The 26,818-nt window shown below is 46.4% G+C and carries 24 protein-coding genes; 10 read left to right on the top strand and 14 right to left on the bottom strand.

All coding sequences use genetic code 11. The features are described from left to right. Positions 1 to 12: 12 nt before the first annotated feature. From leuC to leuA, 3 genes are all read right to left on the bottom strand, one after another. Positions 13 to 1,413, bottom strand: a complete 1,401-nt coding sequence (gene leuC / locus KO533_RS20655) for a 3-isopropylmalate dehydratase large subunit (RefSeq protein WP_219255957.1) — start codon at positions 1,411 to 1,413, stop codon at positions 13 to 15. A 23-nt stretch (positions 1,414 to 1,436) separates the two neighbouring features. After that, on the bottom strand, positions 1,437 to 2,531 hold the full coding sequence (leuB, locus tag KO533_RS20650) for a 3-isopropylmalate dehydrogenase (protein WP_219255940.1): 1,095 nt from the start codon (positions 2,529 to 2,531) through the stop codon (positions 1,437 to 1,439). Between the two features lie 70 nt (positions 2,532 to 2,601). Beyond that, on the bottom strand, positions 2,602 to 4,170 hold the full coding sequence (gene leuA, locus KO533_RS20645; RefSeq protein ID WP_113941087.1) for a 2-isopropylmalate synthase: 1,569 nt from the start codon (positions 4,168 to 4,170) through the stop codon (positions 2,602 to 2,604). Positions 4,171 to 4,679: 509 nt separating this feature from the next. Between leuA and KO533_RS20640 the strand changes: the two genes are divergently transcribed. Continuing rightward, the gene (locus tag KO533_RS20640) at positions 4,680 to 6,461 is read left to right on the top strand and encodes a diguanylate cyclase (protein ID WP_219255938.1); all 1,782 of its coding nucleotides are present in this window, start codon (positions 4,680 to 4,682) and stop codon (positions 6,459 to 6,461) included. Here KO533_RS20640 and recQ read toward each other — a convergent pair. Beyond that, the gene (gene recQ, locus KO533_RS20635) at positions 6,443 to 8,266 is read right to left on the bottom strand and encodes a DNA helicase RecQ (RefSeq protein ID WP_219255936.1); all 1,824 of its coding nucleotides are present in this window, start codon (positions 8,264 to 8,266) and stop codon (positions 6,443 to 6,445) included. The two genes, KO533_RS20640 and recQ, sit on opposite strands and share 19 nt — an antisense overlap. A gap of 327 nt (positions 8,267 to 8,593) precedes the next feature. Here recQ and KO533_RS20630 point away from each other — a divergent pair, with 327 nt between their 5' ends. Continuing rightward, positions 8,594 to 9,058 (top strand): thioesterase family protein, encoded by a 465-nt coding sequence (locus KO533_RS20630; RefSeq protein ID WP_219255934.1) that lies wholly within the window; start codon positions 8,594 to 8,596, stop codon positions 9,056 to 9,058. A gap of 205 nt (positions 9,059 to 9,263) precedes the next feature. Continuing rightward, a complete protein-coding gene (gene rarD, locus KO533_RS20625) occupies positions 9,264 to 10,148 on the top strand; it encodes an EamA family transporter RarD (protein ID WP_113941091.1) in 885 nt (294 codons plus the stop codon). 49 nt (positions 10,149 to 10,197) lie between these two features. Here the strand turns inward: rarD and KO533_RS20620 are convergent, their stop codons facing one another. The 5 genes from KO533_RS20620 to radC all read right to left on the bottom strand — a co-directional run bounded on the left by KO533_RS20620 (position 10,198) and on the right by radC (position 13,694). Beyond that, the gene (locus KO533_RS20620) at positions 10,198 to 10,716 is read right to left on the bottom strand and encodes a PH domain-containing protein (RefSeq protein WP_219255932.1); all 519 of its coding nucleotides are present in this window, start codon (positions 10,714 to 10,716) and stop codon (positions 10,198 to 10,200) included. A gap of 119 nt (positions 10,717 to 10,835) precedes the next feature. After that, positions 10,836 to 12,155, bottom strand: a complete 1,320-nt coding sequence (gene argA, locus KO533_RS20615; RefSeq protein WP_105251176.1) for an amino-acid N-acetyltransferase — start codon at positions 12,153 to 12,155, stop codon at positions 10,836 to 10,838. Positions 12,156 to 12,478: 323 nt separating this feature from the next. After that, complete coding sequence (gene rpmG / locus KO533_RS20610) at positions 12,479 to 12,652, bottom strand: 50S ribosomal protein L33 (RefSeq protein ID WP_006079871.1); 174 nt, start codon at positions 12,650 to 12,652, stop codon at positions 12,479 to 12,481. A gap of 6 nt (positions 12,653 to 12,658) precedes the next feature. After that, positions 12,659 to 12,895: a 50S ribosomal protein L28 gene (gene rpmB, locus KO533_RS20605; protein WP_006079870.1), complete on the bottom strand. Its 237-nt coding sequence runs from the start codon at positions 12,893 to 12,895 to the stop codon at positions 12,659 to 12,661. A gap of 121 nt (positions 12,896 to 13,016) precedes the next feature. Then, positions 13,017 to 13,694, bottom strand: a complete 678-nt coding sequence (gene radC, locus KO533_RS20600) for a DNA repair protein RadC (protein ID WP_113941095.1) — start codon at positions 13,692 to 13,694, stop codon at positions 13,017 to 13,019. 122 nt (positions 13,695 to 13,816) lie between these two features. On the opposite strand from radC, the gene coaBC reads away from it, so the two are divergent. The 5 genes from coaBC (at position 13,817) to folE (ending at position 19,166) form a co-directional block, all read left to right on the top strand. Next, a complete protein-coding gene (gene coaBC, locus KO533_RS20595) occupies positions 13,817 to 15,037 on the top strand; it encodes a bifunctional phosphopantothenoylcysteine decarboxylase/phosphopantothenate--cysteine ligase CoaBC (RefSeq protein WP_219255955.1) in 1,221 nt (406 codons plus the stop codon). After that, on the top strand, positions 15,034 to 15,492 hold the full coding sequence (dut, locus tag KO533_RS20590) for a dUTP diphosphatase (RefSeq protein WP_105251173.1): 459 nt from the start codon (positions 15,034 to 15,036) through the stop codon (positions 15,490 to 15,492). The genes coaBC and dut overlap by 4 nt, the downstream gene beginning before the upstream one ends. Before the next feature lie 34 nt (positions 15,493 to 15,526). Beyond that, positions 15,527 to 16,120 (top strand): nucleoid occlusion factor SlmA, encoded by a 594-nt coding sequence (gene slmA, locus KO533_RS20585; RefSeq protein ID WP_113941097.1) that lies wholly within the window; start codon positions 15,527 to 15,529, stop codon positions 16,118 to 16,120. A 136-nt stretch (positions 16,121 to 16,256) separates the two neighbouring features. Further along, positions 16,257 to 18,245, top strand: coding sequence for a S9 family peptidase (locus KO533_RS20580; protein WP_219255930.1), 1,989 nt, complete (start codon positions 16,257 to 16,259; stop codon positions 18,243 to 18,245). Positions 18,246 to 18,515: 270 nt separating this feature from the next. Further along, on the top strand, positions 18,516 to 19,166 hold the full coding sequence (gene folE / locus KO533_RS20575; protein ID WP_006079864.1) for a GTP cyclohydrolase I FolE: 651 nt from the start codon (positions 18,516 to 18,518) through the stop codon (positions 19,164 to 19,166). 227 nt (positions 19,167 to 19,393) lie between these two features. Here the strand turns inward: folE and pyrE are convergent, their stop codons facing one another. Both pyrE and rph read right to left on the bottom strand, forming a co-directional pair. Beyond that, on the bottom strand, positions 19,394 to 20,035 hold the full coding sequence (pyrE, locus tag KO533_RS20570; RefSeq protein ID WP_006079863.1) for an orotate phosphoribosyltransferase: 642 nt from the start codon (positions 20,033 to 20,035) through the stop codon (positions 19,394 to 19,396). 163 nt (positions 20,036 to 20,198) lie between these two features. Beyond that, positions 20,199 to 20,912: a ribonuclease PH gene (gene rph / locus KO533_RS20565; RefSeq protein ID WP_006079862.1), complete on the bottom strand. Its 714-nt coding sequence runs from the start codon at positions 20,910 to 20,912 to the stop codon at positions 20,199 to 20,201. A gap of 209 nt (positions 20,913 to 21,121) precedes the next feature. Here rph and KO533_RS20560 point away from each other — a divergent pair, with 209 nt between their 5' ends. Continuing rightward, the gene (locus KO533_RS20560; RefSeq protein WP_006086670.1) at positions 21,122 to 21,985 is read left to right on the top strand and encodes a YicC/YloC family endoribonuclease; all 864 of its coding nucleotides are present in this window, start codon (positions 21,122 to 21,124) and stop codon (positions 21,983 to 21,985) included. A gap of 148 nt (positions 21,986 to 22,133) precedes the next feature. Here KO533_RS20560 and yjjG read toward each other — a convergent pair whose 3' ends face one another. Next, positions 22,134 to 22,814, bottom strand: coding sequence for a pyrimidine 5'-nucleotidase (yjjG, locus tag KO533_RS20555; protein WP_219255928.1), 681 nt, complete (start codon positions 22,812 to 22,814; stop codon positions 22,134 to 22,136). Between the two features lie 295 nt (positions 22,815 to 23,109). Here yjjG and KO533_RS20550 point away from each other — a divergent pair, with 295 nt between their 5' ends. Beyond that, positions 23,110 to 24,021: a LysR family transcriptional regulator gene (locus tag KO533_RS20550; RefSeq protein WP_219255927.1), complete on the top strand. Its 912-nt coding sequence runs from the start codon at positions 23,110 to 23,112 to the stop codon at positions 24,019 to 24,021. A 141-nt stretch (positions 24,022 to 24,162) separates the two neighbouring features. Here the strand turns inward: KO533_RS20550 and KO533_RS20545 are convergent, their stop codons facing one another. Both KO533_RS20545 and KO533_RS20540 read right to left on the bottom strand, forming a co-directional pair. Next, on the bottom strand, positions 24,163 to 26,121 hold the full coding sequence (locus tag KO533_RS20545; RefSeq protein ID WP_173242790.1) for a DUF2075 domain-containing protein: 1,959 nt from the start codon (positions 26,119 to 26,121) through the stop codon (positions 24,163 to 24,165). Then, positions 26,118 to 26,348, bottom strand: coding sequence for a helix-turn-helix transcriptional regulator (locus tag KO533_RS20540; RefSeq protein WP_076497128.1), 231 nt, complete (start codon positions 26,346 to 26,348; stop codon positions 26,118 to 26,120). Before KO533_RS20540 ends, KO533_RS20545 begins: the two co-directional genes overlap by 4 nt. Between the last annotated feature and the right edge of the window lie 470 nt (positions 26,349 to 26,818).

Genomic DNA, 26,818 nt, shown 5'->3' with positions numbered 1-26,818 from the left:
GGTTTACGGTAATTAGTAAGGTTTACGAATATCGACAAAATGCCCAGCCACCGCAGCGGCGGCGGCCATCGCCGGGCTCACCAAATGGGTACGACTACCACGGCCTTGGCGACCTTCGAAATTACGATTACTGGTCGAAGCGCAGCGATCACCCGCTTCTAATCTGTCATCGTTCATCGCTAAACACATGGAACAACCCGGTAAACGCCACTCAAACCCGGCTTCGATAAAGATTTTATCTAAGCCTTCGGCTTCGGCTTGGGCTTTCACTTGACCAGAACCAGGTACAACAATCGCGGTGACGCCACTCGCGACTTTACGACCTTTGGCATGTACGGCAGCGCTGCGTAAATCTTCAATCCGCGAGTTAGTACATGAACCGATAAATACCTTGTTGATGCTGATGTCTGTCATAGGCGTACCCGCACTCAGGCCAATATATTCTAGGGCCTTTTCCATACTAGCTCGGGTACTTGGGTTGGCTTCATCAAGAGGATTAGGCACTTTGCCATCGATCGCTACGACTTGGCCTGGGTTAGTACCCCAAGTCAATTGTGGTGCGATATCGGCGGCATCTAACTCAACTACAGCATCAAACACGGCGCCATCATCGGTCTTTATGGCTTTCCAGTAAGCGACAGCCTCAGTCCAATCTTCGCCCTTTGGCGCAAATTCGCGGCCAGCTAAATAGTCGAAAGTGGTTTGATCCGGCGCGACCATGCCCGCTTTAGCGCCCATCTCAATTGCCATGTTGCACACTGTCATGCGGCCTTCCATCGACAGGGCTTCAATCGCCTCACCGCAGAACTCCACCACATAACCCGTGCCACCATCCATGCCGATTTTGCCAATAATAGCGAGTACGATATCTTTGGCGGTCACGCCATCGCTAACATGACCACGCACTTCAATCTTCATGGTTTTCGCTTTTAGCTGACGCAGGGTTTGGGTTGCTAACACGTGCTCAACTTCCGATGTGCCAATGCCAAACGCCAATGCGCCAAAGGCGCCATGGGTCGCGGTATGGGAATCACCACAGACAATCACAGTACCGGGCAAGGTAATACCCAACTCAGGGCCCATTACATGCACAATCCCTTGATTAGGATGATGAATGTCGTATAAATGCACGTCAAAGTCTTTACAGTTTTGCGCTAGGGTTTCAACCTGTGTGCGCGCCATTGGACTTAGGGCATCCAAGCTGGCGCTACGGGTCGAAGTGTTGTGATCCATAGTAGCAAAGGTTTTTTCCGGTGCACGCAGTTTGCGGCCCGCCACTTTTAAGCCACTGAATGCTTGGGGGGAAGTCACTTCATGGACTAAATGTCTGTCGACATAAATGATCGGCGCTTCACCTTCAGGAGTCGCTACAACGTGGGCATCCCATACTTTTTGATACAGCGTTTTTGCCACCGCGTTTTTTGGCACAGTCGTCATTACACACCTTCCTTTATAGCATTGGCGATAAAGTCACCCATCTCGGCGGTTGATTTAGCTTGGCTACGCTTATCGCTGCTCAATAGCTCACCGGTTAAGTAGCCAGAATTTAATGTTTTGCTGACGGCACGCTCAATCGCACAAGCGGCTTCTTCTTGCTTTAAGCTGTGGCGCAGCATTAATGCCGCCGACAGAATTTGGGCGATAGGGTTTGCAATGCCTTTACCCGCGATATCGGGCGCACTGCCACCCGCAGGTTCGAATAAACCAAAGCCAGTGCTGTTCATGCTCGCCGATGACAACAAGCCCATAGAGCCGGTTAACATCGCGATTTCGTCGGATAAAATGTCGCCGAACAGGTTAGAACATAGCATCACATCGAACTCATCGGGACGACGTAGCAACTGCATGGTCGCATTATCAATATAGATGTGTTCAAGCTCGACATCGGGGAAATCTACCGCGACTTCTTCAACCACTTGGCGCCATAACACTGAACAGGCGAGCACATTGGCTTTATCCACTGAGGTCACTTTTTTACGGCGACCACGGGCGGCTTCGAAGGCGATGCGGGCGATACGGCTAATTTCGCGACGGCTATAACGCATGGTATCGAAGGCTTCTTCATTTTCGCCTTCGCCTTGACGGCCCTTCGGCTTACCAAAATAAATGCCGCCGGTTAACTCGCGCACACATAAAACATCAAAGCCACGGGCGGAAATATCGCTACGCAGCGGTGACATATGTTCTAAGCCATCATGCAATTTAGCTGGGCGCAGATTACAAAACAGTTCGAAGTGACCACGCAGTGGCAATAGCGCGCCGCGCTCAGGTTGCTCATTTGGCGGTAACTTTTCCCACTTAGGGCCGCCTACCGAGCCAAACAGGATCGCATCGGCCGCTTCACAGCCCTTTAGTGTGGCATCGGGTAAGGGACAACCGTGGTTATCGATGGCAATACCGCCAACATCGAATTCAGTGTATTCGATATTCAAATCGAAACGCGCTTCAACCTCACGCAGCACTTTACGCGCCTCTGCCATCACTTCAGGACCGATCCCATCCCCTGCTAATACTGCTATTTGATAACTCATACGCCAGCCAACTCCTTTAAATGTAAATGCTTTATGCTCGACCTTGCTATTCTTTGGATGCTTTTAGCGACTAGACGCCGCCTAGCTCTCGATTTTTTTGCATGCTTTGTTTGTAATCGGCAACCTTGTCTGCGCGGCACGTTAAGTTCATCACATGCACTAAAGCGCGTGCAGAGGCTTCAACCACATCGGTCGCTAAACCTACACCATGGAAGTTTTGCTCGTGGTAAACCGCGGTAATGTCCACTTGGCCTAAGGCATTTTGACCTACGCCTTTAGCGCCTAGCTTATAGCTGATAATGTCGATTCGACGATCGGTTGCGCGGGCAATCGCGTTATAGGCAGCATCGACCGGACCATTACCCGTTGCGGCTTCGGTTTTAATTTCGCCGCCCACTTCGATACGCACAGTCGCCGTAGCAACGCCTTCAGTTGAGTCAGACTGCACCACTAATTGCTGCAATTGATAGTGATTGTCTTCTTCGGCCTGCGCCTCCATAAAGGCTAAGGCTTCTAAATCATAATCAAATACTTGGCCTTTTTTATCTGCCAATTTTAGAAACTCTTCGTACAGAGTATCCATATTGTAATCGTGCTCGCTATAGCCCATTTCCTCCATGCGATGCTTGATCACATGGCGACCCGAGCGCGAGGTCATATTCAAGTTGTTACGATTCAAACCTATGCTTTCGGGCGTCATGATTTCATAGGTATTTTGTGCTTTTAACATGCCATCCTGATGGATACCCGACGAATGGGTAAAGGCATTGGCACCGACAATCGCCTTGTTCGCCTGCACTGGCATATTGCATAACTGGCTGACTAAATTAGAAGTACGATGGATTTCCTTGGCATTAATGCCCGTTTCTAGCCCTAACATGCCCTTACGCGTCGCTAAAATCATCGCGATCTCTTCAAGTGAACAGTTACCCGCACGCTCACCTATGCCATTGATGGTACATTCAATTTGACGTGCACCGTGCTGTACAGCAGTAATCGAGTTAGCCACAGATAAACCTAAGTCATCGTGGCAATGCACTGAGATCACCGCTTGGTCGATATTCGGCACCCGATTAAACAAAGTCTGAATGATATTGCCAAACTCGCTGGGCACTGTGTAACCGACCGTATCGGGAATATTAATGGTGCGTGCGCCCGCACGAATGGCGGCTTCTACCATACGGCATAGATTATCGATGGGCGTACGCCCCGCATCCTCACAGGAAAATTCCACATCGTCGGTAAAACGGCGGGCATATTTCACCGCGCCTACGGCCATCTCTAACACTTGGTCGAAAGAACGCTTCAACTTACTCTCAACGTGAATCGTTGAGGTCGAGATAAAAGTATGGATACGGAATTGATCTGCGACAGACAAGGCCTGCGCCGCTGCATCTATGTCCTTTTCCAATGCACGGGATAAGGCACAAACGCGGCTATTTTTAATGGTACGCGCTATGGTCTGCACTGACTCAAAATCACCGGGTGAAGAAACCGGAAAACCCACTTCCATCACATCCACACCGAGACGTTCCAGCGCCATAGCGATCTGTAGTTTTTCTTTGACCGACAAACTTGCGGCTAACGCCTGCTCACCATCACGCAAGGTAGTATCAAATATTATGACTCTGTTAGACATCTCGCTTCTCCATGGAACGTCACCGTTCGTTAGTTAATTTTTGCCGTATTCAGATACAAAAAACCCCGCAACATCGGTGCGGGGTTTGTGAATGCTTTGCCTCTTTATCGAGCGTGCAACACTAAGACCTCCGCGTATAAACCGCGAGAGAGAGAAGGAGGAGGTCGAGTTTGCGGCTAATAATATTCATTTAATCTGTATATTTATTCTGTTTGAATTATTGAGGACGGTTAATATTTAACTTGCCTAGCCGATAGTGTCAACCCTAATTTTTTCATGTTCCACTCATTCAACCTGTCTTAAGGCTAATAACGGTGAGTTTCATCCCCAAATTAGTGATCGATTCCACAGAATTAACCAGCTGTTTGGATTCAGAAATCACTGGGATGTGTTAACTTATTCCCCTTAGAAAAAAATAGTTTTTTATGCAAAAAACTATTAAGAAAAGTTATAATCCCGCCTTAGTGATTAGGGATATTAGAACTTACGCATTTTATATGGAGCACAAAATGGATTTTCGCGTCTTGGTACTGAGCCTGTTGTTATGGCTGTTTCCCTTTGGGGCCAGTGCTATAGACCAATTAGATGAACTCACTGAACTCGTCTACCAATATCCCAGTAAAGCACTCACTCAAATAACAGCGTTAGAAAAACAATTTGCGACCAGTGCAAGCTCAGATATCAATCGACTCAGATTAAGTGTATTGAAATGCCAAAACCTACTACAAATAGGTGAAAATGAAGCCGCTATCAACGTCGCTCAATTAGGCGAAGCAAACGCTAAACAACTTAAGCTAGATCAAGTACGACCTTACTTTTTGATTTGCCAAGCCGACGCCAACCTTAGCTATAACAATGTTCAAAATGCCCTACCTTTGCTTGATTCAGCCATTAACCTAGCGCGACGTTACCAGCAACCACAAGCCTTAGTCGATGCCTTACGCTTACGTGGCCAACTCGATACTGACACTGATAACTTCTCCTCTGCTATCGAAGATTTACGCCTCGCGATTGATATTTATCCGGATATTCATGCTCAAACCCAAAATTGGATTTGGCCACCACAGGCCTATGTGTATGCCGCGATGGGAAATTTACTTTATGCCACCCATGATTTCCCCCAAGCCATGTATTACACCAACTTAGGTATACAAAGTGCCGATGCAAAAGGGAAAGTTTTACACTTTATTTTACGCAATGCAGCTCGGATAGCGCTTGATAACCAAGAGTTTGATTACAGTGATAAACTCGAACAACAAGCTAAAGCGCTTTTACCTGAGCTCGGTTCGCCACTTGAACTCGCCTACAGTTATGCCATTTTGGCCTCAATCGCGCTCGATAAAGGCCGCATCGATAATGCCGAAGAATATCTTTCTATCGCGATTAATACGTTTAAAAAACAAAATCAACAATTAGCGACAATGCGTTCAACTCGCCTACTCGCCCAAATTCGTTTTGCTCAGCATCAAGAAGATGCCGCTTTAATCCTCATGAATCACGCTATTGAGCAAGCTGAAAACCTAAAACAATACTCAGATCTCAAAGGGTTTTACGGGATCATGAGCGATCACTACTTAGAAAAAGGGGATTTTAAACAAGCCTATTCTTTCTTACTCAAACGTTATCGAGCGGCCGAGCTAACCAATCAAGCGATGAATAATGCTCGGATATTGCAGTTTAAGGCCCGTCTAAATCAGCAAGATCTGCAGCAGGAGCCAAATAGCACTGCGCTAGAAAAAGATTCAATCCTACAAGAGCTAAATGTCGATTGGGCCTATAGCACACTGTTCTTAATCGCAATGGCATTATTGGGCGGAGCTATTTGGTATTTGATTGATAAACAGAATAATCGTGCCCCACATATTGAAGGTAATGAACCTGCGGAAACGCTGCTCCAACAAGTCACATCAGCATTAAACAGTGCCAAACAAGGTAATTACCCACTGTCTTTATTATTGTTTAATGCGAGTCAGATCCGTCAAGTTGACCTACCTCTCTTACAGGATGAGCTACAACACAGACTACGGGAGCAAGATAAGTTAATCCGATATTCGATGGATGAAATTGTCATTATCCTGCCGCATACCTCGGCAACTGGTGCTAAAAGAGTCGTTAGTCAGTTGGTTGCTTGCATTCAGCCTTGGCAGGGTTCAAGTAAGGTCAATATTGGTATAGCGGCAATGCAACAGTTTGATACCTTAGAGTCTTTAATCAAACGAGCCAGTATCAATCAATTGGGCAAGGTTAAAATCAATGAGAATAATCCAAACCATTATTCTCCCGCTAAATAAGCCGTAATTTCATCGAGAAAAGCGTCACCGAAACGACTCAGTTTACGCTCGCCAACCCCGTTGACGGCGAGCATTTCCCCCGCGCTCGTTGGCATCATGGCTGCCATTTCTGCAAGGGTAGCGTCGTTAAAGACTAAATACGGCGGCACATCCTGCTGCTCGGCAATGGTTCTACGCAATAACTTCAACCGTGCGAACAACTTACGGTCATAATTCAACGGTGCTTTAGACTGACTCGCCTTACGTTTTGTGGTTGTTAACTGAATACGCGGTTCGGCGAGCATTAACGCTACGTCACCTTTGAGCACAGGTCGTGCCGATGGGTTTAGGGTAATAGATGAACCGCGAGTCACATCTTGACTCGCCAGTCCCAGATGAATGAGTTGACGGATCACACTCAGCCAATACTCATGGCTCTTGTCTTTACCAATCCCCCAAGTCGTGAGTTTGTCATGCCCTCGATCGACTATCGGTGCGCCTTTCGAGCCGCGCAACACTTCAATTAAGTGATTGATACCAAAACGCTGGCCTAAACGGAAAATACATGACAACACCTTCTGCGCATCTTCGGTGCCGTTATAACGCTTAGGTGGATCGAGGCAAATGTCGCAGTTGCCACAGGGCTCTAGTGCGCTCTCATCAAAGTAATGCAGCAACACTTGGCGGCGACAGGTCTGCGCCTCGGCAAAGGCAGCCATAGTATTAAGTTTATGGAATTCGACCTGCTGCTGCGGCCCAGGTTCAGACTGTTCAATCAAATGTCTGACACGGCCAATATCGGCGGGATCGAACAACATAAAAGCTTCTGCATCGAGCCCATCACGGCCTGCTCGGCCCGTTTCCTGATAATAGGCTTCGATACTTTTCGGGATATCGTAATGCACCACAAAGCGCACATTTGACTTATTAATCCCCATACCGAAAGCCACAGTGGCGACAACAATATCGATTTGATCCTTAAGGAAACTGTCCTGCACGGCACCACGATCTTCCTGCGTCATTCCCGCATGATAGGCCTTAGCATTAAAACCTTGCAGACATAAACGATCGGCAACCTCGTCGACACGGCGGCGACTGCTACAGTAAATAATCCCGTTAGTGCCATTTTGCTGGGTTAAAAAATGCCGTAACTGATTCGCAGCATTGAGCTTTTCCGCCACTGTGTAGCGAATATTAGGCCTATCGAAACTCGAAAGTAAACGGAACGGGTCAATCCCAAGTCGCTCGCAAATACTCTGCCGAGTCGCCTGATCCGCCGTTGCCGTCAGCGCCATCATGGGCACATAGGGGAAGAGTTGTTTTAGCTGGCCAAGCGCCGCATATTCAGGGCGAAAATCATGACCCCATTGACTGATACAGTGCGCCTCATCGATGGCAAACATCGCCAACTGCAACGACTGCATACGCTCAATAAAATCAGCGGTTAATAAGCGCTCAGGTGACACATAAAGTAGTTTTAACTCACCGTGGCGCAGCTGCCTTAATACTTCGGCGCTCTGCTCTCGCGGCAATGAAGAATTGAGATAAGCCGCTGCAACACCGGTTTGCAACAAGCTATCGACTTGATCTTTCATCAAAGAAATCAATGGAGATACGACAATAGTGATGCCATTCATCAGCAACGCGGGGAGTTGATAGCAAAGACTCTTACCGCCGCCCGTTGGCATGATCACTAAGCAATCTTGCCCGCCGCAGACACGTTCTATCACCTCCCGCTGACCGTCCCTAAAGTCACGGTAACCAAACACCTGCGCGAGGCGTTGCGAGAGCGGATCATCATGCGTGTCGAGTACGAGCTTTTCCATGGATCTTCTATGTCAAAAGTGAGGGGGCCTATTCTATACCCAAACTAGTTCAAAATGCAGGATTCAACGGTAATTTAAAGTGCTTTAGACGAGGCAATTCACCACAATTGCAGCTATTTTAACCCTAGTGGGCTAAGCCAAAAATAACGAACGCGGGGTAAAATACTTTAAAAACTGCCGAAACGGTGTCGTCATTTTAGCGACGGAGTTGCATTAGCCGTGAGCTTCACTGTAGATTAATTGCTCTAAGCCGCACTTTGTTTATCTCAGTGTTGATAACAAATCCAATTACGCCTAATGCAGTCACTCAGTGACAAGGACCCAAAAATGACCAGCCCAATCCAAGCCGAAGCTTTGAGAAGAGTCGCAGCAGTATTTGATCAACATGTCCCTTTCCATAATCTACTCGGACTCGATATCAAGCGTTATGACATTGATGGCGTCGAAGTCGTGATCAACATGAAGCCTGAGCTGATTGGCAATATCCACCAGCAAATCCTCCACGGCGGTGTCACAGCTACAGTACTGGATGTGGTCGGCGGACTTACCGCATTTGCAGGACTGGTCGCAAGCCGTGAAGATTGGACGATTGAAGAATTACAACAACGCCTCCAAACTTTAGGGACGATTGATATGCGCGTCGATTATCTGCGGCCGGGACGCGGCCTCACCTTTACGGGGACGGGCAGCGTCATTCGTGCGGGTAATCGAGTTTCAGTATGCCGCATGGAACTACATAATGAGCAAGGCACGCATATCGCTTTTGGAACAGGGACTTATATGGTGGGTTAGGTGGTTAAATTTAGATGTGTATTACTACCTTAGGGCTCAAGATTGACTAAGGTAAACGTCCTGATTAACAGGATGTTTACTGACTTTAATTGTCCATTCAATCTTTTGCGGAGATATTCTGTAACGAAAAGAACACGGCGATGCCCTTGAGTCAGCGGTCAGACACACCTACAATCGCCACCTTGTTGTTCTTCGAAGATGTCTCATGCCAGATCTTGAATACCGCAAAGGGATCCTACTTGCCGTCAGTGCTTACTGTATGTGGGGTTTTGCGCCTTTATATTTCAAATTACTCAACCATGTTTCCGCCACCGAAATTTTGCTCCATCGAGTGATTTGGTCATTCGTGTTTATGCTGATCATTATGCAGTTTATCGGTGGTTTTTCTCGCTTACGCTTACTGTTTAAACAGCCTAAACAGCTGATGGTTCTCACCATTACTTCCATATTGATCGCGGGAAACTGGCTACTATTTATCTGGGCGGTAAATAACGATCACATGCTCGATGCCAGCCTAGGTTACTTCATCAATCCTTTACTCAACGTTTTACTCGGTATGTTATTTCTAGGCGAAAGGTTGCGTAAACTGCAATGGTTTGCGGTTTCACTCGCCAGCGCTGGCGTATTGATCCAGTTAATCTCTTTTGGCTCGATTCCCATCGTCTCACTGGCACTCGCGGGCACCTTTGGTTTCTATGCACTGCTGCGAAAAAAGGTCAATGTGGATGCTAAGGCCGGATTATTGGTCGAAACCGCAGTGTTATTACCGGTAGCGCTGATTTATCTCGTCGCAACCTTAGACACTGCCACGGCGAGCATGCTGACTAACGATTGGCAATTGAATCTGATGTTAATGGCGGCTGGGATAGTGACTACCATTCCTTTGCTGTGTTTTGCAGGGGCAGCGGTACGTATTCCATTGTCTATGCTCGGCTTTTTCCAATATATTGGCCCGAGTATTATGTTTATCCTCGCGGTGAGTCTATTCAATGAGCCCTTCGATGCCGAAAAAGGCGTGACCTTCGGATTTATCTGGAGCGCGCTGCTCGTCTTTACCTTAGATATGGCCTATAAACGCAAAACGGCGTGAGCATTATCACGCCGATAAACACAGTGGCAGAAGTGATGACATATGATGATTACTTCTGTAACTGTGCTAAAAACTCACTCCCTTGCGGTACTGTCAGTAATAAACTGTAGCCTTTAGTCGTTGGCACTAACACTAACTGCGATTTATCTGTTATCGCCAAAAATGCCCTGCCTTTCCCCTGTAGATTAAACCAGCCCAATTGAAATCCTGGCATGCCTATACCGTTGGTTTTAAAGCTCGGCGTTAAATCTGCCTCTTGTTGCAAATCGACTATGCGCGCCTCTGCAGGCAATAAATCCACGCGGGATAACTGCACTTTATAGAAGGGAACATCCAATGTGAGCTCTGTATCGGTTAACACTAATTCGGCGCTATTCGATTGATAGAAGACCCAAGAAAATCCGCCCATCATCACCAGCAATATACCTAAACTCGCTGACTTCGCTATCTTAGGCATATTTTTTAGCCATAACATCAGCAAGATACCCGCTAAACCGAGCAATAAGACGATAAAACTGAAGATAGAGGTTTGGGTTAAAGGGGCGAGTTCAAAAAATTGAGGACTCATTGGCAGTATCTCCCGTGCAGTGAAGTATTAATCTGCCAATAAAGACATATTATGTCAATAAAAATGCCAGCGCTAATATGAGTACTAGGCTGGCATTGATTGGATTGATTTAGAACGGCTTAAAGATCGAGCGCGAGAATTTTTGAGCGGCGTTGATAGTTATACAACTGCTTCTTCTTCTGTGGCAGTGCTTCAACATCTTCAATCACAAAACCATGCTCGAGGAACCAGTGAATGCTCCGAGTTGTCAATGCAAACAAGCGTGAATAACCACGGTTTCTAGCCTGATTGATAATGTTCTTCAGCAGTAAGCTCCCTCTGTCGGCATCGCGATAATCGGGATGCACCACTAAACAAGCAAACTCACCCGCATTGTCCTCTTCAAAAGGATAGAGCGCAGCGCAACCAATCACTAAACCGTCGCGCTCAATCAACATGAACTGTTCGATTTCAATCTCAAGCTGCTCACGACTACGACGCACCAGAATGCCTTGTTCCTCCAATGGACGGATAAGGTTCAACACACCGCCAATATCGGCGATTGACGCACAGCGTAAACGCTCAGCACTCTCAGTGACGATTTGTGTGCCTATCCCTTCGCGAGAAAACAGTTCCTGCAACAAGGCGCCATCTTCGAGGTAGCTGACTAAGTGACAACGTGGCACACCATTGCGGCAAGCATCGATACTGGCTTTGAGAAACGCCATAGTACCAACACAAGCAGAACCTTGCTCGGCCAGCTTGTTCATGATGTTTTGCGCATCATTTGGCATCAACTCGGCAATCACATCGCCATTTCGATCGAGAATACCGTTCTGTGAGCTAAAGCCGATCATCTTGTCTGCTTTGAGCTTAATCGCCACTTGAGTCGCGATTTCCTCGGCGGTGAGATTAAAGCTTTCACCAGTAACCGAAGCCGCAATCGGCCCCATCAATACGATGCAGTGATTATCTAACTGACGTTTTAAGCCTTGCACATCAATACGACGCACTTTGCCACTCAGACAAAAGTCCACACCATTATCCACACCCAGTGGTTGAGCAATCACAAAGTTGCCGCTCACTAAGTTAATTTGCGCACCTTGCATCGGCGTATTACTTAAACTCATGGATAAACGCGCTGTGATATCAAATTGCAGTGCACCCGCAACTTGCTTAATCACTTTGAGCGAATCTTCATCCGTGATACGCACACCGTCGTGGTAGGCAGGCGCAATACCGTTGGCGGCTAATGCAGCATCAATCTGCGGCCTAGCGCCATATACCAACACCACTTTGATCCCTAAACTGTGCAGCAGGGCGACATCATTTAAGATGGCGCGGAATTGATTTTGAGCCAAAGCTTCACCGCCAAGCATGACCACAAAAGTTTTACCTCTGTGAGCATTAACATAGGGGGCAGAATGACGAAATCCATCAACCAGTTCAGTGGTACGCACGCGTTATTTACACCTCATTTTTGAGCTGGCAGCGTCACTATGACATGCCAGGAATGAATCGATAACTTTCGCGTATGGTATTGCATTTTAATTCACATATAAAGAATTTATTCTCACTAAAGTGCAGTTTTAATGATTTAAAGTGCTTAGAACTGCACTATTTTATATTTTCAGTAAGTGTTCACACTTTTTTAACTTCACAGGGGATGATTCAGCGGCTTAAGTTTGCGAGGCAATTATCTCAACTTGATGACTAGCCACTAAAAAAAGTGCAAAAAAAAGCCCCTTAAATAAGGGGCTTTTCTCGAAACACTAACCAAGGATTACTTGATTTTGGCTTCTTTGTAGATAACGTGCTGACGAATAACTGGATCAAATTTTTTGATTTCCATTTTTTCAGGCATGTTACGCTTGTTTTTTTCAGTTGTGTAGAAGTGACCAGTCTTAGCTGTAGAAACTAATTTGATCTTCTCACGATTACCTTTAGCTTTAGCCATGATCTATTATACCTTCTCGCCACGGGCACGAAGTTCAGCAACAACAACTTCGATACCTTTTTTGTCGATCAGACGGATACCTTTAGTAGATACACGTAACTGTACGAAACGCTTTTCTTCTTCTAACCAAAAACGGTGGTTTTGTAGGTTAGGTAAAAAACGACGACGGGTCGCGTTTTTTGCATGCGAACGGTTGTTACCAACCATCGGCTTCTTGCCAGTAACTTGGCATACTCTTGACATGTCAATCTTCTCCAAAAACAATTTTAACGCTCGAGCATTAATGTGCCTCGTATGGCCGTCGCCCGAGGCACAAAGAGGGCGCATTTTATACACGATCACAGAGTGAAGATCAAGTGTTAGATTAATTAATCCAGCCTCGTTCTGCAAAAGAAACTATCTCTCGATCACCTACAACCATATGGTCCAACAAGGATACGTCTATGGTTGCTAACGCATTTTTTAATCGCTCAGTTATTCGTCGGTCAGCCTGACTGGGCTCGGCAATACCAGACGGATGATTATGACAAACTATAACTGCTGCGGCCTTTTTCTCCAGCACTAAGCTCACCACTTCACGTGGATACACTGAGGCTGAGTCTATTGTGCCGCGGAATAATTCGACAAATTGAATCACTCTATGCTGGCTATCCAGCAGTAAAACTGCGAACACTTCATAGGAGCGATCGGCCAATTGTCGCATTAAATAGTCCCGAGTTAAATCGGGATTTGTCAAAACCTGACCTCTTTGCAGATTTTCCTGCGCTACACGCCGCGCTAATTCGGCCGCAGCTTGAAGCTGGGCGTATTTTACAGGTCCTACGCCCGGAAGTCGACACACCTGATTTCTTGGGGCACAGAGCAGGTTTCTGAGGCCGCCAAACTCGCAAATAAGCGACCTAGCAAGGTCAACCGCGTTTAATCCAGCTAAACCGTTACGCAGCAATACTGCCAGTAATTCAGCATCCGAGAGATGCGCAGCTCCTTTTTGTAACAGTTTATCTCTGGGACCTTCGCCCTCAGGCCAATCTTTAATCCCCATGTGACCTCCCTGTCATCTCACATATTTTCACTTTACTGAGTATGGACGAGATTTTTTGAACTGGGATAGTCACTAAAATTCACCACTTTGTGATATTGTTGCCGGCATTATTTCTATCTCGGATGATGTCTGTGAGTCTGACAAATAAAAACGTCCTGCTGGGCATTGGCGGCGGTATTGCGGCCTATAAAAGTGCTGATTTAGTACGTCGCTTGAAAGAGCGTGGTTTTGATGTGCGCGTGGTGATGAGCCAAAGTGCGATGGAATTTATCACGCCTCTGACGCTGCAAGCGTTGTCTGGACATCCAGTGGCATCTAGCTTGCTCGACCCCGCAGCAGAAGCAGCCATGGGTCATATAGAACTCGCTCGTTGGGCAGATCTCGTCATCATCGCCCCTGCAACCGCAAACCTATTGGCGCGGATTAATGCAGGCATGGCCGATGAGCTAATCACCACCACATGTCTTGCCACTGAGGCGCCAATTGCCCTGTGTTCAGCAATGAATCAGCAGATGTACCGCAATCTGGCTACGCAGGCGAATTTAACTAGCCTAGCATCACGTGGTTTTACACTTTGGGGACCCGCCAGTGGCAGTCAGGCCTGTGGTGAAGTGGGTCCTGGACGCATGCTCGAACCGCTAGAAATTGCCGAGCTAGCCAGTGATTTTTTTGCAACAAAAGAAGTCTCTGCGCTGCCTCTTGCTGGCCAGTCGGTGCTGATTACCGCCGGACCAACCCGTGAAGCAATTGATCCCGTCAGATACATTTCAAATCACAGTTCTGGAAAAATGGGCTTTGCACTAGCCAAAGCCGCGGCAGATATGGGGGCAACAGTCACCTTAGTCTCAGGCCCAGTAAATCTAAGCACCCCAGAAGGCGTGACACGCATTGATGTTGAATCGGCGCAAAATATGCTCGATGCTGTTATGGATAACGTTGATAAAAAAGATATTTTTATTGGCTGCGCCGCCGTTGCAGACTACCGCATTAGCGATATTGCTACCTGTAAGATCAAAAAATCGACCGAAGAAATGCAACTTGCGCTGGTGAGGAATCCTGATATCTTAGCCACGGTTGCGAGCTTACCTAACCGTCCTTTTGTGGTGGGATTTGCCGCCGAAACCCATGATGTAGAAGCCTATGCGCGCGATAAGCTCAAACGTAAAAACTTGAACATGATCGCCGCAAACGACGTTTCCATTGCTGGCCTAGGCTTTAATGCCGATGCTAATGCCCTGCGTGTTTTCTGGCCGCACGGCAGTCAAGATTTGCCTGCTACTGACAAACTCACGTTGGCACGCCAATTACTTTCGTTGATAGTGAAAGAAAAAACAAATACATGAAAACACCGATTGAATTAAAAATTCTCGACTCCCGTATCGGCTCAGAATTTCCCTTGCCCGCTTACGCCACCGCAGGCAGTGCAGGCATGGATCTTCGCGCCATGATAGACACGGCTTTAACCATAGCACCGGGTGAAACTGTGCTCATCCCCACGGGGATTGCCATTCATGTGGCCGACCCAGGACTTGCAGCGGTGATTTTACCGCGCTCAGGCCTGGGCCATAAACACGGTATTGTACTGGGGAATCTAGTCGGACTCATAGATTCAGATTACCAAGGCCCCTTAATGGTATCTTGTTGGAATCGTGGTGACAGTCCATTCACCTTAGAAATGGGCGATCGTCTCGCGCAACTGGTGTTTGTTCCTGTGGTACAAGCACAATTCAAACTCGTTGATGAGTTCGACAGCTCAGACCGTGGTGAAGGCGGATTTGGCCATTCAGGCACTAAATAATCCCCTAAGTCGTTATTGAGCCAAGGATACTGCAATGGCTGTAAGCCCAAAAATTAATCGTCGTGAACACATTCTGCAATGTCTAGCGCAGATGCTAGAAACCAACCCAGGACAAAGGATCACCACAGCGAAACTGGCCTCAGAAGTCGGTGTATCGGAAGCCGCACTGTATCGCCACTTCCCGAGTAAAGCGCGGATGTTCGAAGGCCTAATCGAATTTATCGAAGAGTCGTTATTGTCGCGCATCAATTTAATCATGGATGACGAAAAAGACACCATGAAGCGCTGCCAGTTGGTACTGCAACTGCTGCTGATCTTTGCAGAACGTAACCCAGGAATTTCCCGCGTTCTCAACGGTGATGCTCTACTCGGTGAAAATGAACGCCTGCGAAGCCGTATTGGTAACTTATTTGCCAAAATTGAAACCCAGTTAAAGCAAATTTTACGGGAAAAAACCCTGCGAGAAGGTAAAGGCTTCAACTTAGACGAAGCCATATTAGCCAATTTACTGTTAGCCTTTGCCGAAGGCCGCATCGCCCAATTTGTACGAAGTGAATTCAAACTCAAACCGACGACACACTTCGATGAACAGTGGCGTTTTATCCAGCACCAACTTTTACAAAGCTAATGATTTTTCAACATAAAGGACGGTAACTATCGTCCTTTATTTTCGATATTCCTTCCTTGTTTCACTCCATCTTTTGTTTTATCCTCGAAAAACATTTTAAGAACAAAAAAACACAATGATTTTACAAGGATGTCAGATGAAACTCTTCCGATTAGCCATGTTGGCGACACTTTGCTTACCAATACTTCCAATATCTACCTTTGCAGCCAATAGCTCCAACGCGAATGCGTTATCGCAAGCACAGTTATTCAGCAAAGGTGATGAGTACTCGGATGTAAAAATATCGCCTACTGGTAAATACTTAAGCGCTATCACAAGTGTCGAAGGTAAAAACGTTCTCTTAGTCTTAGATACCCAAACCAAAAAACTCCTCAATGCGATACGTTTTCCCGATAATGCTCAAGTCGGCGACTATGAATGGGCCAACAGTGAGCGACTGGTATTGGCAAAAGAATACCTAAAAGGCTGGCAAGACACACCTATCTACTACGGTGAATTGATGGCGGTAAATGCCGATGGTTCACGAAAAGCGTATTTATTCGGCTTCGAGAGTGGCGAGCAACAAACAGGTTCAAATATCAAGAAAAACACCCCTATGCGTGCGAGCGCGTTTATCCTCGATCCTCTGCCAGATGATGAACGCTACATGTTAGTCAATGCTATTCCATGGAATGATAGGATCAATCTTGACTTTGAACTATCACAAGATGTCTATCGCGTAGACTTGTTCAATGGCACACGTAAACGCATCACAGGCTCACCTATCGGCAGAGCCCGTTTTATGACAGACCATGATGGAGAGGTTCGCTTCGTTGCCGGTGAGGACAGTAAAAACATCACTAAAGTCTTCTACCGCAAAGATGGTGACTGGATAAATACTGACAAACTCAACCTAGGTCTAACTGACTTTAAACCACTCTCCTTTGCCGATGACAAAAATACGATTTATGCCGCCGGTCGCTCCCAAGGTGAAACCTTAGGGGTTTATAAAATTAATCTCGAAACGGGCGATAAAACTGAAATCATTCAGGATGAAAACGTTGACCCTAGCAACTTTTGGATTAACGGCACCAATAAACAACTTTACGCCGTCGAGTTTGAAAATGGTTACCCAAGTTATGCCTTTGTCGATAATGAGGATTCGCACGCTAAATTGCTAAAAGATCTGCTGGGTGCTCTCCCCGGTCACCAAGTACGAATTGTTAGCGAAACCCGAAATGCAGCAAAACTCGTCGTACTTGCGTTTAACGATCGAAACCCTGGCGATTACTACATATTTGATACGAAAACACTAAAACTTGAATATCTAGCCGCCGCTAAAAAATGGCTCGACCCAGAGCAAATGGCTGATGTTAAACCCATCAGTTTCACCAGCCGTGATGGTAAACAATTCCATGGATATCTAACGCTTCCCTTTGGTAAAGAAACTAAAAACCTACCCTTAGTCGTCAATCCACATGGTGGTCCACACGGTATCCGTGACTGGTGGGGCTTTGACCCACAAAACCAATATCTAGCAAGCCAAGGCATAGCCGTTCTACAGGTCAACTTCCGTGGTTCAGGCGGATATGGCGATCAATTTGAACGCGCTGGCTATCAAAAATGGGGCTCAGATATTCAGCATGACATTATCGACGCAACCCAGTACGTCATTGACCAAGGTTTTGCCGATAAGGAACGCATCTGTATTGTTGGCGGCAGTTTTGGTGGGTACAGCGCCTTGCAGAGCGCTGTGCTTGCGCCAGATATGTTTAAATGCGCCATAGGTGTAGCTGGCGTATATGATCTTGAATTGATGTTTAATGAAGGCGATGTCGCCAACAGCCGTTCTGGTACTAGCTATCTCAAGGATGTGCTTGGCCAAGATAAAGCGGTACTTAAAGCAATGTCTCCTTCTGAAAACGTCGATAAACTCAAAGCAAACATACTATTGGTGCATGGTGGTGAAGATGAGCGAGCGCCAATTGAACAACTCGAATCCCTCGAAAAAGGCCTAAAAGCTCACAATTATCCTTACCAAAAACTGGTGATGGACAATGAAGGCCACGGTTTTTATAACGATGAGCATAGAGCGAAATACTATGAACAAATGCTCAGTTTCCTAAAAACCAATCTGAAACTTTAGAATTGACTCAAACTTGCCGACACTGCTAGGCTAAACTCGATTGGCAGTGGCAGATTTAAAGCCGATATCCGATAAGGACTATCGGCTTTTTCATGTGGCCTATGCGCGTTTTTCGGTATGAATTGTCTGCAATTCGCGCTATCCTCCTCCCCCTATTCTTGCCCTAGCGAGAATAGCAATAATTTGTATCTGATGCTGAACAGCCCAAGTACCACGCGATGATCAGCATAGGTTTTCTGTTATAGCCGCTACGACGTAGTGGAGGATAAGATGGCATTAAGTGAAGCAGCAGTAAAAGTACAAGCCGCGTTATTAGAACGTGGACTTGAAACCCCAATGCTCCCAAGCGTTTACAGCAGTGAAGAACGTAAAGACAAGATTGAACATCATATGAAAGAAATCCTGACATTAATGTCATTGGATCTGTCAGATGACAGCCTTGCCGATACGCCGCGCCGCATTGCTAAAATGTACGTCGATGAAATCTTCTCCGGCTTAGATTATGCGAACTTCCCTAAGATCACGGTTATCGACAATAAGATGGGCTTCGATGAAATGGTGCGAGTGCAAGACATTAGCCTCACCAGCACCTGCGAACACCATTTAGTGACGATCGATGGTACTGCGACCATAGCTTATCTACCACGTAAAAAAATCATTGGTTTATCAAAGATTAACCGTATAGTACGTTTCTTCGCCCAACGTCCACAAGTGCAAGAGCGTTTGACTCAGCAAGTGTTAGTCGCGCTGCAAACCTTGCTCGAAACCAAAGACGTTGCCGTTAAAATGGATGCCGTGCATTACTGCGTAAAATCCCGAGGCGTGATGGACTCCACCAGTTCGACCACTACCACAGCGCTGGGCGGTATTTTCAAATCTAACCCTGCGACCCGCGCCGAATTTTTGCACCAGTCTAAATAAATGTATTGAAACTTAACGCTATTTAAAACGTGTCGAAATCAATAGCAACCAATACAGCTCAATAAAAAACGCTGCGATTCCTTCTATAAAGAATCGCAGCGTTTTTTGTTTTTATACCCACTCAATCAAACCCTTCTCAACCTAGCTAAGATCAATGCTGGCTGATTAACTAATTTCACCAAGCCTGCGATAGCCGCTTGCTCAATACAAGCTGCCAAACACTAGACTTAAATGCCGTATTGCTCGCGATATTGGCTCACGGCGGCAAGTTGCACTTCCATCCCTGGTTTTTCAGACAGATAACTGATTAGGTCGGCGAGTTTAATAATTGCCACTATGCCACAACCAAAATCACGCTCAACTTCTTGGATGGCCGATAACTCGCCCTTGCCTTTCTCTTGTCTGTCTAAGGCAATCAACACGCCCGCTAATTGTGCTTTATGGGCTTCGATGATTTCCATCGACTCACGAATCGCAGTACCCGCAGTGATCACGTCGTCGACTAACATCACGCGGCCTTTAAGCTCGCTACCGACTAAGCTGCCACCTTCGCCGTGATCTTTTTTCTCTTTGCGATTAAAGCAGTAAGGAATGTCGATATCGTGATGCTCACACAGAGCAACCGCCGTAGTGGTCGCAATCGGAATACCTTTGTAAGCAGGGCCAAACAGCAAGTCGTAATCAATACCAGAATCCACTAACGCAGCGGCATAAAAACGGCCTAAACGTGCTAAATCACGGCCAGTATTGAACAAACCCGCATTGAAGAAATAAGGACTGATACGGCCCGATTTAAGGGTAAATTCGCCAAATCGCAACACCTGACGTTCTAGGGCAAATTCAATAAACTCACGTTGATAAGCTTTCACAATATCTCCTTACGACTTTGTCTTTTATTGGTTTTGTATTATGGGGGATTTTTATTCGGTACAGGGCTTGCACTACACTAGCATCTTGCTGCAAATAAAAAGCTGCAGTTAATAAAAAGCCCCGCACTCTATAACATGACGGGGCTTTTTCATCACCACAATATTAGTTTAGTGCGGCTTTCTGCACATCGACGATTTCACGAATACTGTTCTTCGCCAATGCCAACAGTTCAAGTAATTCTTCGTGGCTGAATGGCTCGCCTTCGGCGGTGCCTTGAATTTCGATGATCTTGCCCGTTTCTGTCATCACCACGTTCATGTCAGTTTCTGCGGCGCTGTCTTCGATATATTCTAGATCGCTTATCGCTTCACCCTTGTAAATACCGACGCTGACAGCAGCGATAAGGAATTTCAGCGGGTTAGATTTAATGATGCCTTTACCACGCGCCCAGTTCAACGCATCCACTAAGGCCACACAGGCGCCAGTGATAGAGGCTGTGCGCGTGCCGCCGTCAGCTTGGATCACATCACAGTCGATCACGATAGTGTTTTCGCCTAGGGCTTTCATATCCACACAGGCGCGTAGGGCACGACCGATAAGACGTTGAATTTCTTGCGTACGGCCAGATTGCTTACCGCGAGCGGCTTCACGATCCATACGGCTATGGGTCGAACGTGGCAACATGCCGTATTCCGCAGTCACCCAGCCTTGACCCTGACCTTTAAGGAAACGTGGCACACCTTCAGTAAAACTGGCGGTACAAAGCACTTTGGTTTCGCCAAATTCCACTAACACAGAACCTTCGGCATGGGCCGTAAACTGGCGAGTGATAGTGATGGGACGAGTTTGTGCTGGCGTTCTGTTACTTGGACGCATGCGAGATTCCTGTATTCTGAGTCATTGACCGATTTTGGCTGCATATTATAAGGGCTTGAGCCTTAGGATGCCATGCTTAGGGTGATTCTCTGGCAAACTCATCACACAAACACCTAATCCCGGTCGCTATTGGCGGTATGCCTTTAATCCTAAAGCCATTGACTCTATAATCGCCTCTCATTATGACGATTACACCATTAGGACAACCCATGATCCAAAGCATGACAGCCTACGCTCGCATCGAGCACAAAGCACAATGGGGCACAGCCTCCTGGGAAATTCGCTCTGTCAATCAACGTTATCTCGAAACTTACCTACGTTTACCCGAGCAATTCCGCAGCTTCGAACCCGTACTGCGCGACCGCCTTCGTAAACGTTTAAGCCGCGGCAAAGTGGAAGTCAATTTGCGCTACGAGCTGGCAGACAACAGCAATAACGAGCTGCAGTTGAATCAAGCGCTAGCAAAACAGCTATTAGGCGCCGCCACTTGGCTCAAGCAAGAAGCGGGACAAGGCGATGTCAATCTGACCGACATCCTACGCTGGCCGGGCGTGCTAGCGAGCGGCGAACAAGATATGGATGCGATCGGCGCCGATCTGATGACAGCCTTCGACTCAGCCATAGATCAATTCATCGAAGCCCGTGGCCGTGAAGGCGAAGCCATCAAAGACATGCTGCTAAGCCGATTAGACGGCGTAAGCGAGCAAATCGCCGTCGTACGCGAGCACATGCCAACGGTGATGCTGTATCAACGCGAAAAGCTCACCAACCGCCTTGCGGAAATCAAAGGTGAACTCGACCCAGCCCGCATCGAGCAAGAAATGGTGCTTCTGGCTCAGAAACAAGATGTCGCCGAAGAAATGGACAGACTCGAAGCCCATGTAGCCGAAGCTCGCCGTATCCTCAAAAAAGGCGGCAGCGAAGGTCGCCGTTTAGATTTTATGATGCAGGAATTCAACCGCGAATCGAACACACTCGCCTCTAAATCCATCAGCACTGAAATCACTTCAGCCGCAGTTGAACTTAAAGTCCTTATAGAGCAAATGCGCGAGCAGATCCAAAACGTTGAGTAATGATAGTTAACGCGTTTTAGATACCCAAAAGCCCTTAATGTAAGGGCTTTTTGTATTTTATGACACTGAGGGAATATCAGTTAAAGCACTCACTCTGATTCACTAATATCGAGTGCGAAGTACTGAGCTAGGCTCAGTGAACAATCGTTTACGGTAACAGGATTTTTTGCAGCTCTTGGTGCGAGCTCACTTGATAGTGCGGGGCGATACCGGCGGGTACATCGTGGCCGTGGACGTTATACCAACAAGTATGAATACCTGCATTGATGCCGCCTTGAATATCAGAATGCGGGTTATCACCGACCATGAGCACAGCATCGCGCTCAGGATAGCCCATGAGTTCGAAGGCATGTTCGAAGATGCCCACATCAGGTTTGGCTATGCCGACTTTTTCTGAAATCACCAAAATATCAAAATGATGCTGTAAGCCTGTACGCTCTAATCGCACGGTTTGTAGCTCAGTGAAACCGTTAGTGATGATGCCTAATTTTGCCTTACCTTGGAGCGTGGCTAATAACTCGCGGGCACCGGGTAGCGGCGAACAAATTTCGGCCATTGCCGATAAAAAGGCACTATTGAGCGTCATCGCCGTGACAGATAATTTGGCAGCCCAAGGTTCGAAACGTATGGTCTGCAACTCAGCGGCAGTTATCTTGCCATCTTGATAATCGACCCAAAGTGGTTTGTTAACTAACTGATACTCATCAAAATCGGCTTGGGTAAAATCGACCCCAAACTCACTAAACATCAATTTAAGCCCTTTTAAGGCATCGAAATAAAATAGGGTTTCATCGGCATCGAACAAAATCCATTGGTAAGGCAAGGACATAGGAACTCTCTTTCTGACAAAATAGCTAAGACCCATCCCATGCCGTTCAGTGGCATCGAGAATGGTACATCGGCGATTGCGGCAACACTGTGGCTAACTACCTAGCAGTAATCAAGATAAGCGATAAACATGAGCGATGAGCGCGAAAATAACTAGGCTTCACAGTCGACACCCGCAATCAGCAAGTGCATTAGTCTACCTTGCATCAAGGGCAATGATAACCACGATAATAAAAACTGACTGTTGAGGTATCATCAACAATAATGGCAGGGGAACGCGATAATCTAAGGACACCATGGAGCACTTTTCGGCATTACCTATCTTTGTCACGGTCGTGGAATGCGGTAGCTTTTCGCTTGCAAGTCAAAAGCTTAGACTGAGTAAATCGGCGGTGAGTAAACGCATTACCCTATTAGAACAAAGTCTGGGTATTCAACTTTTGCACCGTACCACTCGCAGCTTAAGTCTTACCGAAGCGGGCGCCCGCTATTTTGACTATGTTCGTCCTGCCGTTAAACTCGCAGAGGAAGGGTTAGACGCCATTTCTGAGCTACAACAAGCGCCTCAGGGCAATCTTCGCATCGCAGTTCCTATGGTATTTGGCCGCTTGCATATCGCCCCTTTAATCCCCGAGTTTCTGCGCCGTTACCCGAAAATACAGCTGCAAATGCAGATGGATGATAAGACAACCGATTTAATTGCTGGCGGATTCGATCTGGCAATTCGTATCGGCGAGCTACCAGATTCCAGCCTGATTGCCCGTAAAATCGCCCCTTGTTTAAGTGTCATTTGCGCCTCACCCGAGTATCTTGCTCGCCACGCTGCGCCACAAACGCCGCAGCAACTCAGCCAACATAACTGTTTGTTCTACTCATATTTTCGTGATGGTGTTGAATGGACCTTCTTAAGCCCGCAGGGCCCCACTCGCATCCAGCCACTCGGCAATTACCAAGTTAATAATAGTGACGCTATCCACCAAGCCACACTCGATGGTCTAGGCATAGCCAACCTGCCCCGTTTCATGGTCGACGCCGACTTACAAACAGGCCGCCTACAAGCCTTGCTCACAAACCATCCCCTCCCCGAACATGGCATTTATGCAGTTTATACACAGCGGAAATATTTGCCGACTAAGGTGAGTGTATTGATTGAATTTTTGATGGAGAAGCTGGCGAGTTCAGATAAGTTTCAACTTGTAAGCGACTAGGAATTACATCCCTACTTTACCCATATGTTGAATGAGAGATATGCTCGATACCTGTAAAAGCGGAGCAACTCTATCTATCCAATGGGTAAAGTTGATATTGCAAATAGGATAATAAAGTTAGTTCGTGTCTCACTCAAAAGTTCAAAGCTCTTCGATTCCACACGCTTTTAGAAATTGATAAGTCGAATCATAAAAAGCCGGTTTTCTAGTAATATCTAACTCATCGCCTTTAGGGACGAAAATCACCATTCCTTGCCTCGCTCGCGTCAGTAAGACTCGATAGGCATTTTCAAGATACCTGCATTTTTCTTCCCGTTGTCGTTGTTCCCAGCTTGAGCCTCGAAACTGCATATGCTCAAAACCTGCATGACCGAATCTAAAATCAGCCTCCCAAGCAACCAAACACCAATCAAGCTCAAGCCCTTGAACATCAAACTCTGTGGCGACATCTTCAAGAAAATGTGAAGAACGAATATCCTCTATCGGCCCCAAAAACCAATCTTTATGCTCAATTTTGTTTTTGACGAAAATGCCTTCAGCTTTTAATCGAATACCATTTGACGAGGCTAGCATTCCCATTGTTTCAGTCCCACGCACTTGAGATTTTATCCAACATTTAGCAGCCTTTAAGTCTCGGGTAACTTTAATTGGATATTTTTGCTTAAAAGTCGCCAAAACATTCAAAGCCATGCCACTGTTACCATTAACTAAATGGTGGATAAAATTTGACAACTTTTCGGCTCGAAATGAACGCATCGATGTCGCCAAATGTAAACAAGGTAACAAAGTACCTTTTGAAAAGTCGCGAGTCGTTAAACCCGTAGACACATACTCACCATTAAGTAAATCCGTAGAATAATAAGCATCCCAGTGAGTAAATCGGTTGCCAAGTGCATCCAACCATCCAAAAAGCCCAACCTCGCCGGTGTTGATTTCTTGTCCACCGCCGATCAACGCAATAATTACAGCCCAATCTTCATGGCGGTCCATCACTTCGATAAGATATTCTGGCTCAGACTTATTGAATCCAGCTTGATTACGCTTGGTCTGCATGAATTTGCTAGTCTGCTCAACATTCCAAGCACGCTGAGCTTCGTCAAAGATAGCTACTTGCTCTACTGGGGGTTTGTTCGATGTAAGCGAGTCATCCCTAAACTTATGGATATTCTGAATAAATTGCTCAGTATGTCGTCGACAATCGCCAATTTTCTCTTTAGTGCGATCACGTCTATCTCGCGCCAGGGCTTCTTGCAAAACAGAGACTAAAGGGCCATTTCCGCTTAAAAATACTGCATATTCCTTTTCGTCAGCATTAGAATGCGCACTCGCAATATTAAGCCCTACAAGGGTTTTGCCCGCACCCGGAACGCCGGTAACGAAACAAATGATTTTTCGCTTATTGATCCGAGCATTGTGAATCAACTGAAGTAATTGCTGGCTCGTTTGTCCAAGATTTTGAGTGTCGGCTTCACTACGAGCAATATCTTCGACTTTATGCTGCGCATATAGCGCTTGCGCCGCTTCGATAATTGTTGGTGTCGGCAAATAGCCAGAATCAGCCCACAAGCTTGGGTCAAAAGTAGGTTGATTCAACCGTTCAGCGATTTGGCGCATTCTTGAAAACAATTCACTGGGTGAAATACACAAGGTCGAAGCAACATTATCGTCGGCGAATTCTGGATTTTTCGATTGGCTAGTCGCTTTAGTGGCGACAAGCAGAGGAACTAGATATTTATCATGACTACCGCGATGAAAGTTTTTTAAATCTAAAGCATATCCATGAGTTTGCCTCATATCTGCAGCAGTAAATACTTTTGCGCCAACTTTAAACTCTACAACAAAAACAATCCCTTTAAATATAATCACGACATCGGCACGTCGTCCCATTCGTGGGATCATAAACTCAATGAAAATATGCCCTTCTCGCTCAACGCTCTCGGCCAAGGAGCGTTTGAGAACTTCAATTTCAGCACACCAAGCACGAGTTTGTGCATGCAATAAATGCTGAGTATGGAAACGTGATATCTGCCCGGTAATCGCATCGGGCTCAGCAGATAGAAAATCTTTAAAACTCGCCGAATAAAATGCTCGTTGAGTCATAATGATCCCTCAACGGTAAAATCAAGAAGTTGTTTCGCCGGGATATCTAAAGCACTGGCAAGCTTAAAAAGATTAATCAAACTAACATTGCGTTGCCCACGTTCAATGCCGCTGACATAGGTTCTGTCCATGTCAGCTTTTAATGCAAGCTGCTCCTGAGAAAAAGATCTCTCAAGTCGCAAACTTTTTAGATGAGTACCGAATGAGGTAAGCAAATGATCTTCCATGAATAATCCTTTGAAGAGTTTTCATGATGATCTTTACTTGTAGACAATACGTCTACGGACTATGAGTCACATTAAATGCCTAGCACTTAATGATTTGGACATAACATCGCACAGGGTAGTCACTCACAAAATGCAAAATGATTGTTGCCGCTGATTACATTTAGACGGCAAATTCCACAATCTACTTACCAACCACTCGGAGTACCTTGTACTTCGGCCGCCGACGTCGGCTTTGGGCCAGTATCTATCTCAAATTTCTATTAAGCGATTAGTTCTACTGGCTAACAGATATGCGCGAAGGCTAACAGGATTAGGCACTAACATGGAAGTGACTATCCGTGACAGGACGTCACGGTTGAGCACTGAAGAATCCCCTGATGATTTACATATAAATCATTAGATTGGAGTGAACTTACACCTTGAAGTGTGATCTGATGGAAGTGCGAACAAACATCAATCACAGGGCTTCA

The sequence above is a fragment of the Shewanella sp. NKUCC05_KAH genome (assembly GCF_019345585.1).
Classification (GTDB): Bacteria; Pseudomonadota; Gammaproteobacteria; order Enterobacterales; family Shewanellaceae; genus Shewanella; species Shewanella oncorhynchi.
Note: the sequence above shows the minus strand (reverse complement) of the source record. Positions and strands in the feature narration are given on the sequence as shown.

Coding starts and splice junctions, on each gene's coding strand:
- radC (WP_113941095.1), bottom strand. CDS start 13,694: ATGGGGATTAAAGATTGGCCTGAGGGCGAAGGTCCCAGAGATAAACTG.
- KO533_RS20630 (WP_219255934.1), top strand. CDS start 8,594: ATGACCAGCCCAATCCAAGCCGAAGCTTTGAGAAGAGTCGCAGCAGTA.
- KO533_RS20580 (WP_219255930.1), top strand. CDS start 16,257: ATGAAACTCTTCCGATTAGCCATGTTGGCGACACTTTGCTTACCAATA.
- rpmG (WP_006079871.1), bottom strand. CDS start 12,652: ATGGCTAAAGCTAAAGGTAATCGTGAGAAGATCAAATTAGTTTCTACA.
- KO533_RS20620 (WP_219255932.1), bottom strand. CDS start 10,716: ATGAGTCCTCAATTTTTTGAACTCGCCCCTTTAACCCAAACCTCTATC.
- coaBC (WP_219255955.1), top strand. CDS start 13,817: ATGATGTCTGTGAGTCTGACAAATAAAAACGTCCTGCTGGGCATTGGC.
- dut (WP_105251173.1), top strand. CDS start 15,034: ATGAAAACACCGATTGAATTAAAAATTCTCGACTCCCGTATCGGCTCA.
- leuA (WP_113941087.1), bottom strand. CDS start 4,170: ATGTCTAACAGAGTCATAATATTTGATACTACCTTGCGTGATGGTGAG.
- KO533_RS20560 (WP_006086670.1), top strand. CDS start 21,122: ATGATCCAAAGCATGACAGCCTACGCTCGCATCGAGCACAAAGCACAA.
- rph (WP_006079862.1), bottom strand. CDS start 20,912: ATGCGTCCAAGTAACAGAACGCCAGCACAAACTCGTCCCATCACTATC.
- KO533_RS20545 (WP_173242790.1), bottom strand. CDS start 26,121: ATGACTCAACGAGCATTTTATTCGGCGAGTTTTAAAGATTTTCTATCT.
- recQ (WP_219255936.1), bottom strand. CDS start 8,266: ATGGAAAAGCTCGTACTCGACACGCATGATGATCCGCTCTCGCAACGC.
- slmA (WP_113941097.1), top strand. CDS start 15,527: ATGGCTGTAAGCCCAAAAATTAATCGTCGTGAACACATTCTGCAATGT.
- leuB (WP_219255940.1), bottom strand. CDS start 2,531: ATGAGTTATCAAATAGCAGTATTAGCAGGGGATGGGATCGGTCCTGAA.
- yjjG (WP_219255928.1), bottom strand. CDS start 22,814: ATGTCCTTGCCTTACCAATGGATTTTGTTCGATGCCGATGAAACCCTA.
- folE (WP_006079864.1), top strand. CDS start 18,516: ATGGCATTAAGTGAAGCAGCAGTAAAAGTACAAGCCGCGTTATTAGAA.
- KO533_RS20640 (WP_219255938.1), top strand. CDS start 4,680: ATGGATTTTCGCGTCTTGGTACTGAGCCTGTTGTTATGGCTGTTTCCC.
- KO533_RS20550 (WP_219255927.1), top strand. CDS start 23,110: ATGGAGCACTTTTCGGCATTACCTATCTTTGTCACGGTCGTGGAATGC.
- rpmB (WP_006079870.1), bottom strand. CDS start 12,895: ATGTCAAGAGTATGCCAAGTTACTGGCAAGAAGCCGATGGTTGGTAAC.
- rarD (WP_113941091.1), top strand. CDS start 9,264: ATGCCAGATCTTGAATACCGCAAAGGGATCCTACTTGCCGTCAGTGCT.
- KO533_RS20540 (WP_076497128.1), bottom strand. CDS start 26,348: ATGGAAGATCATTTGCTTACCTCATTCGGTACTCATCTAAAAAGTTTG.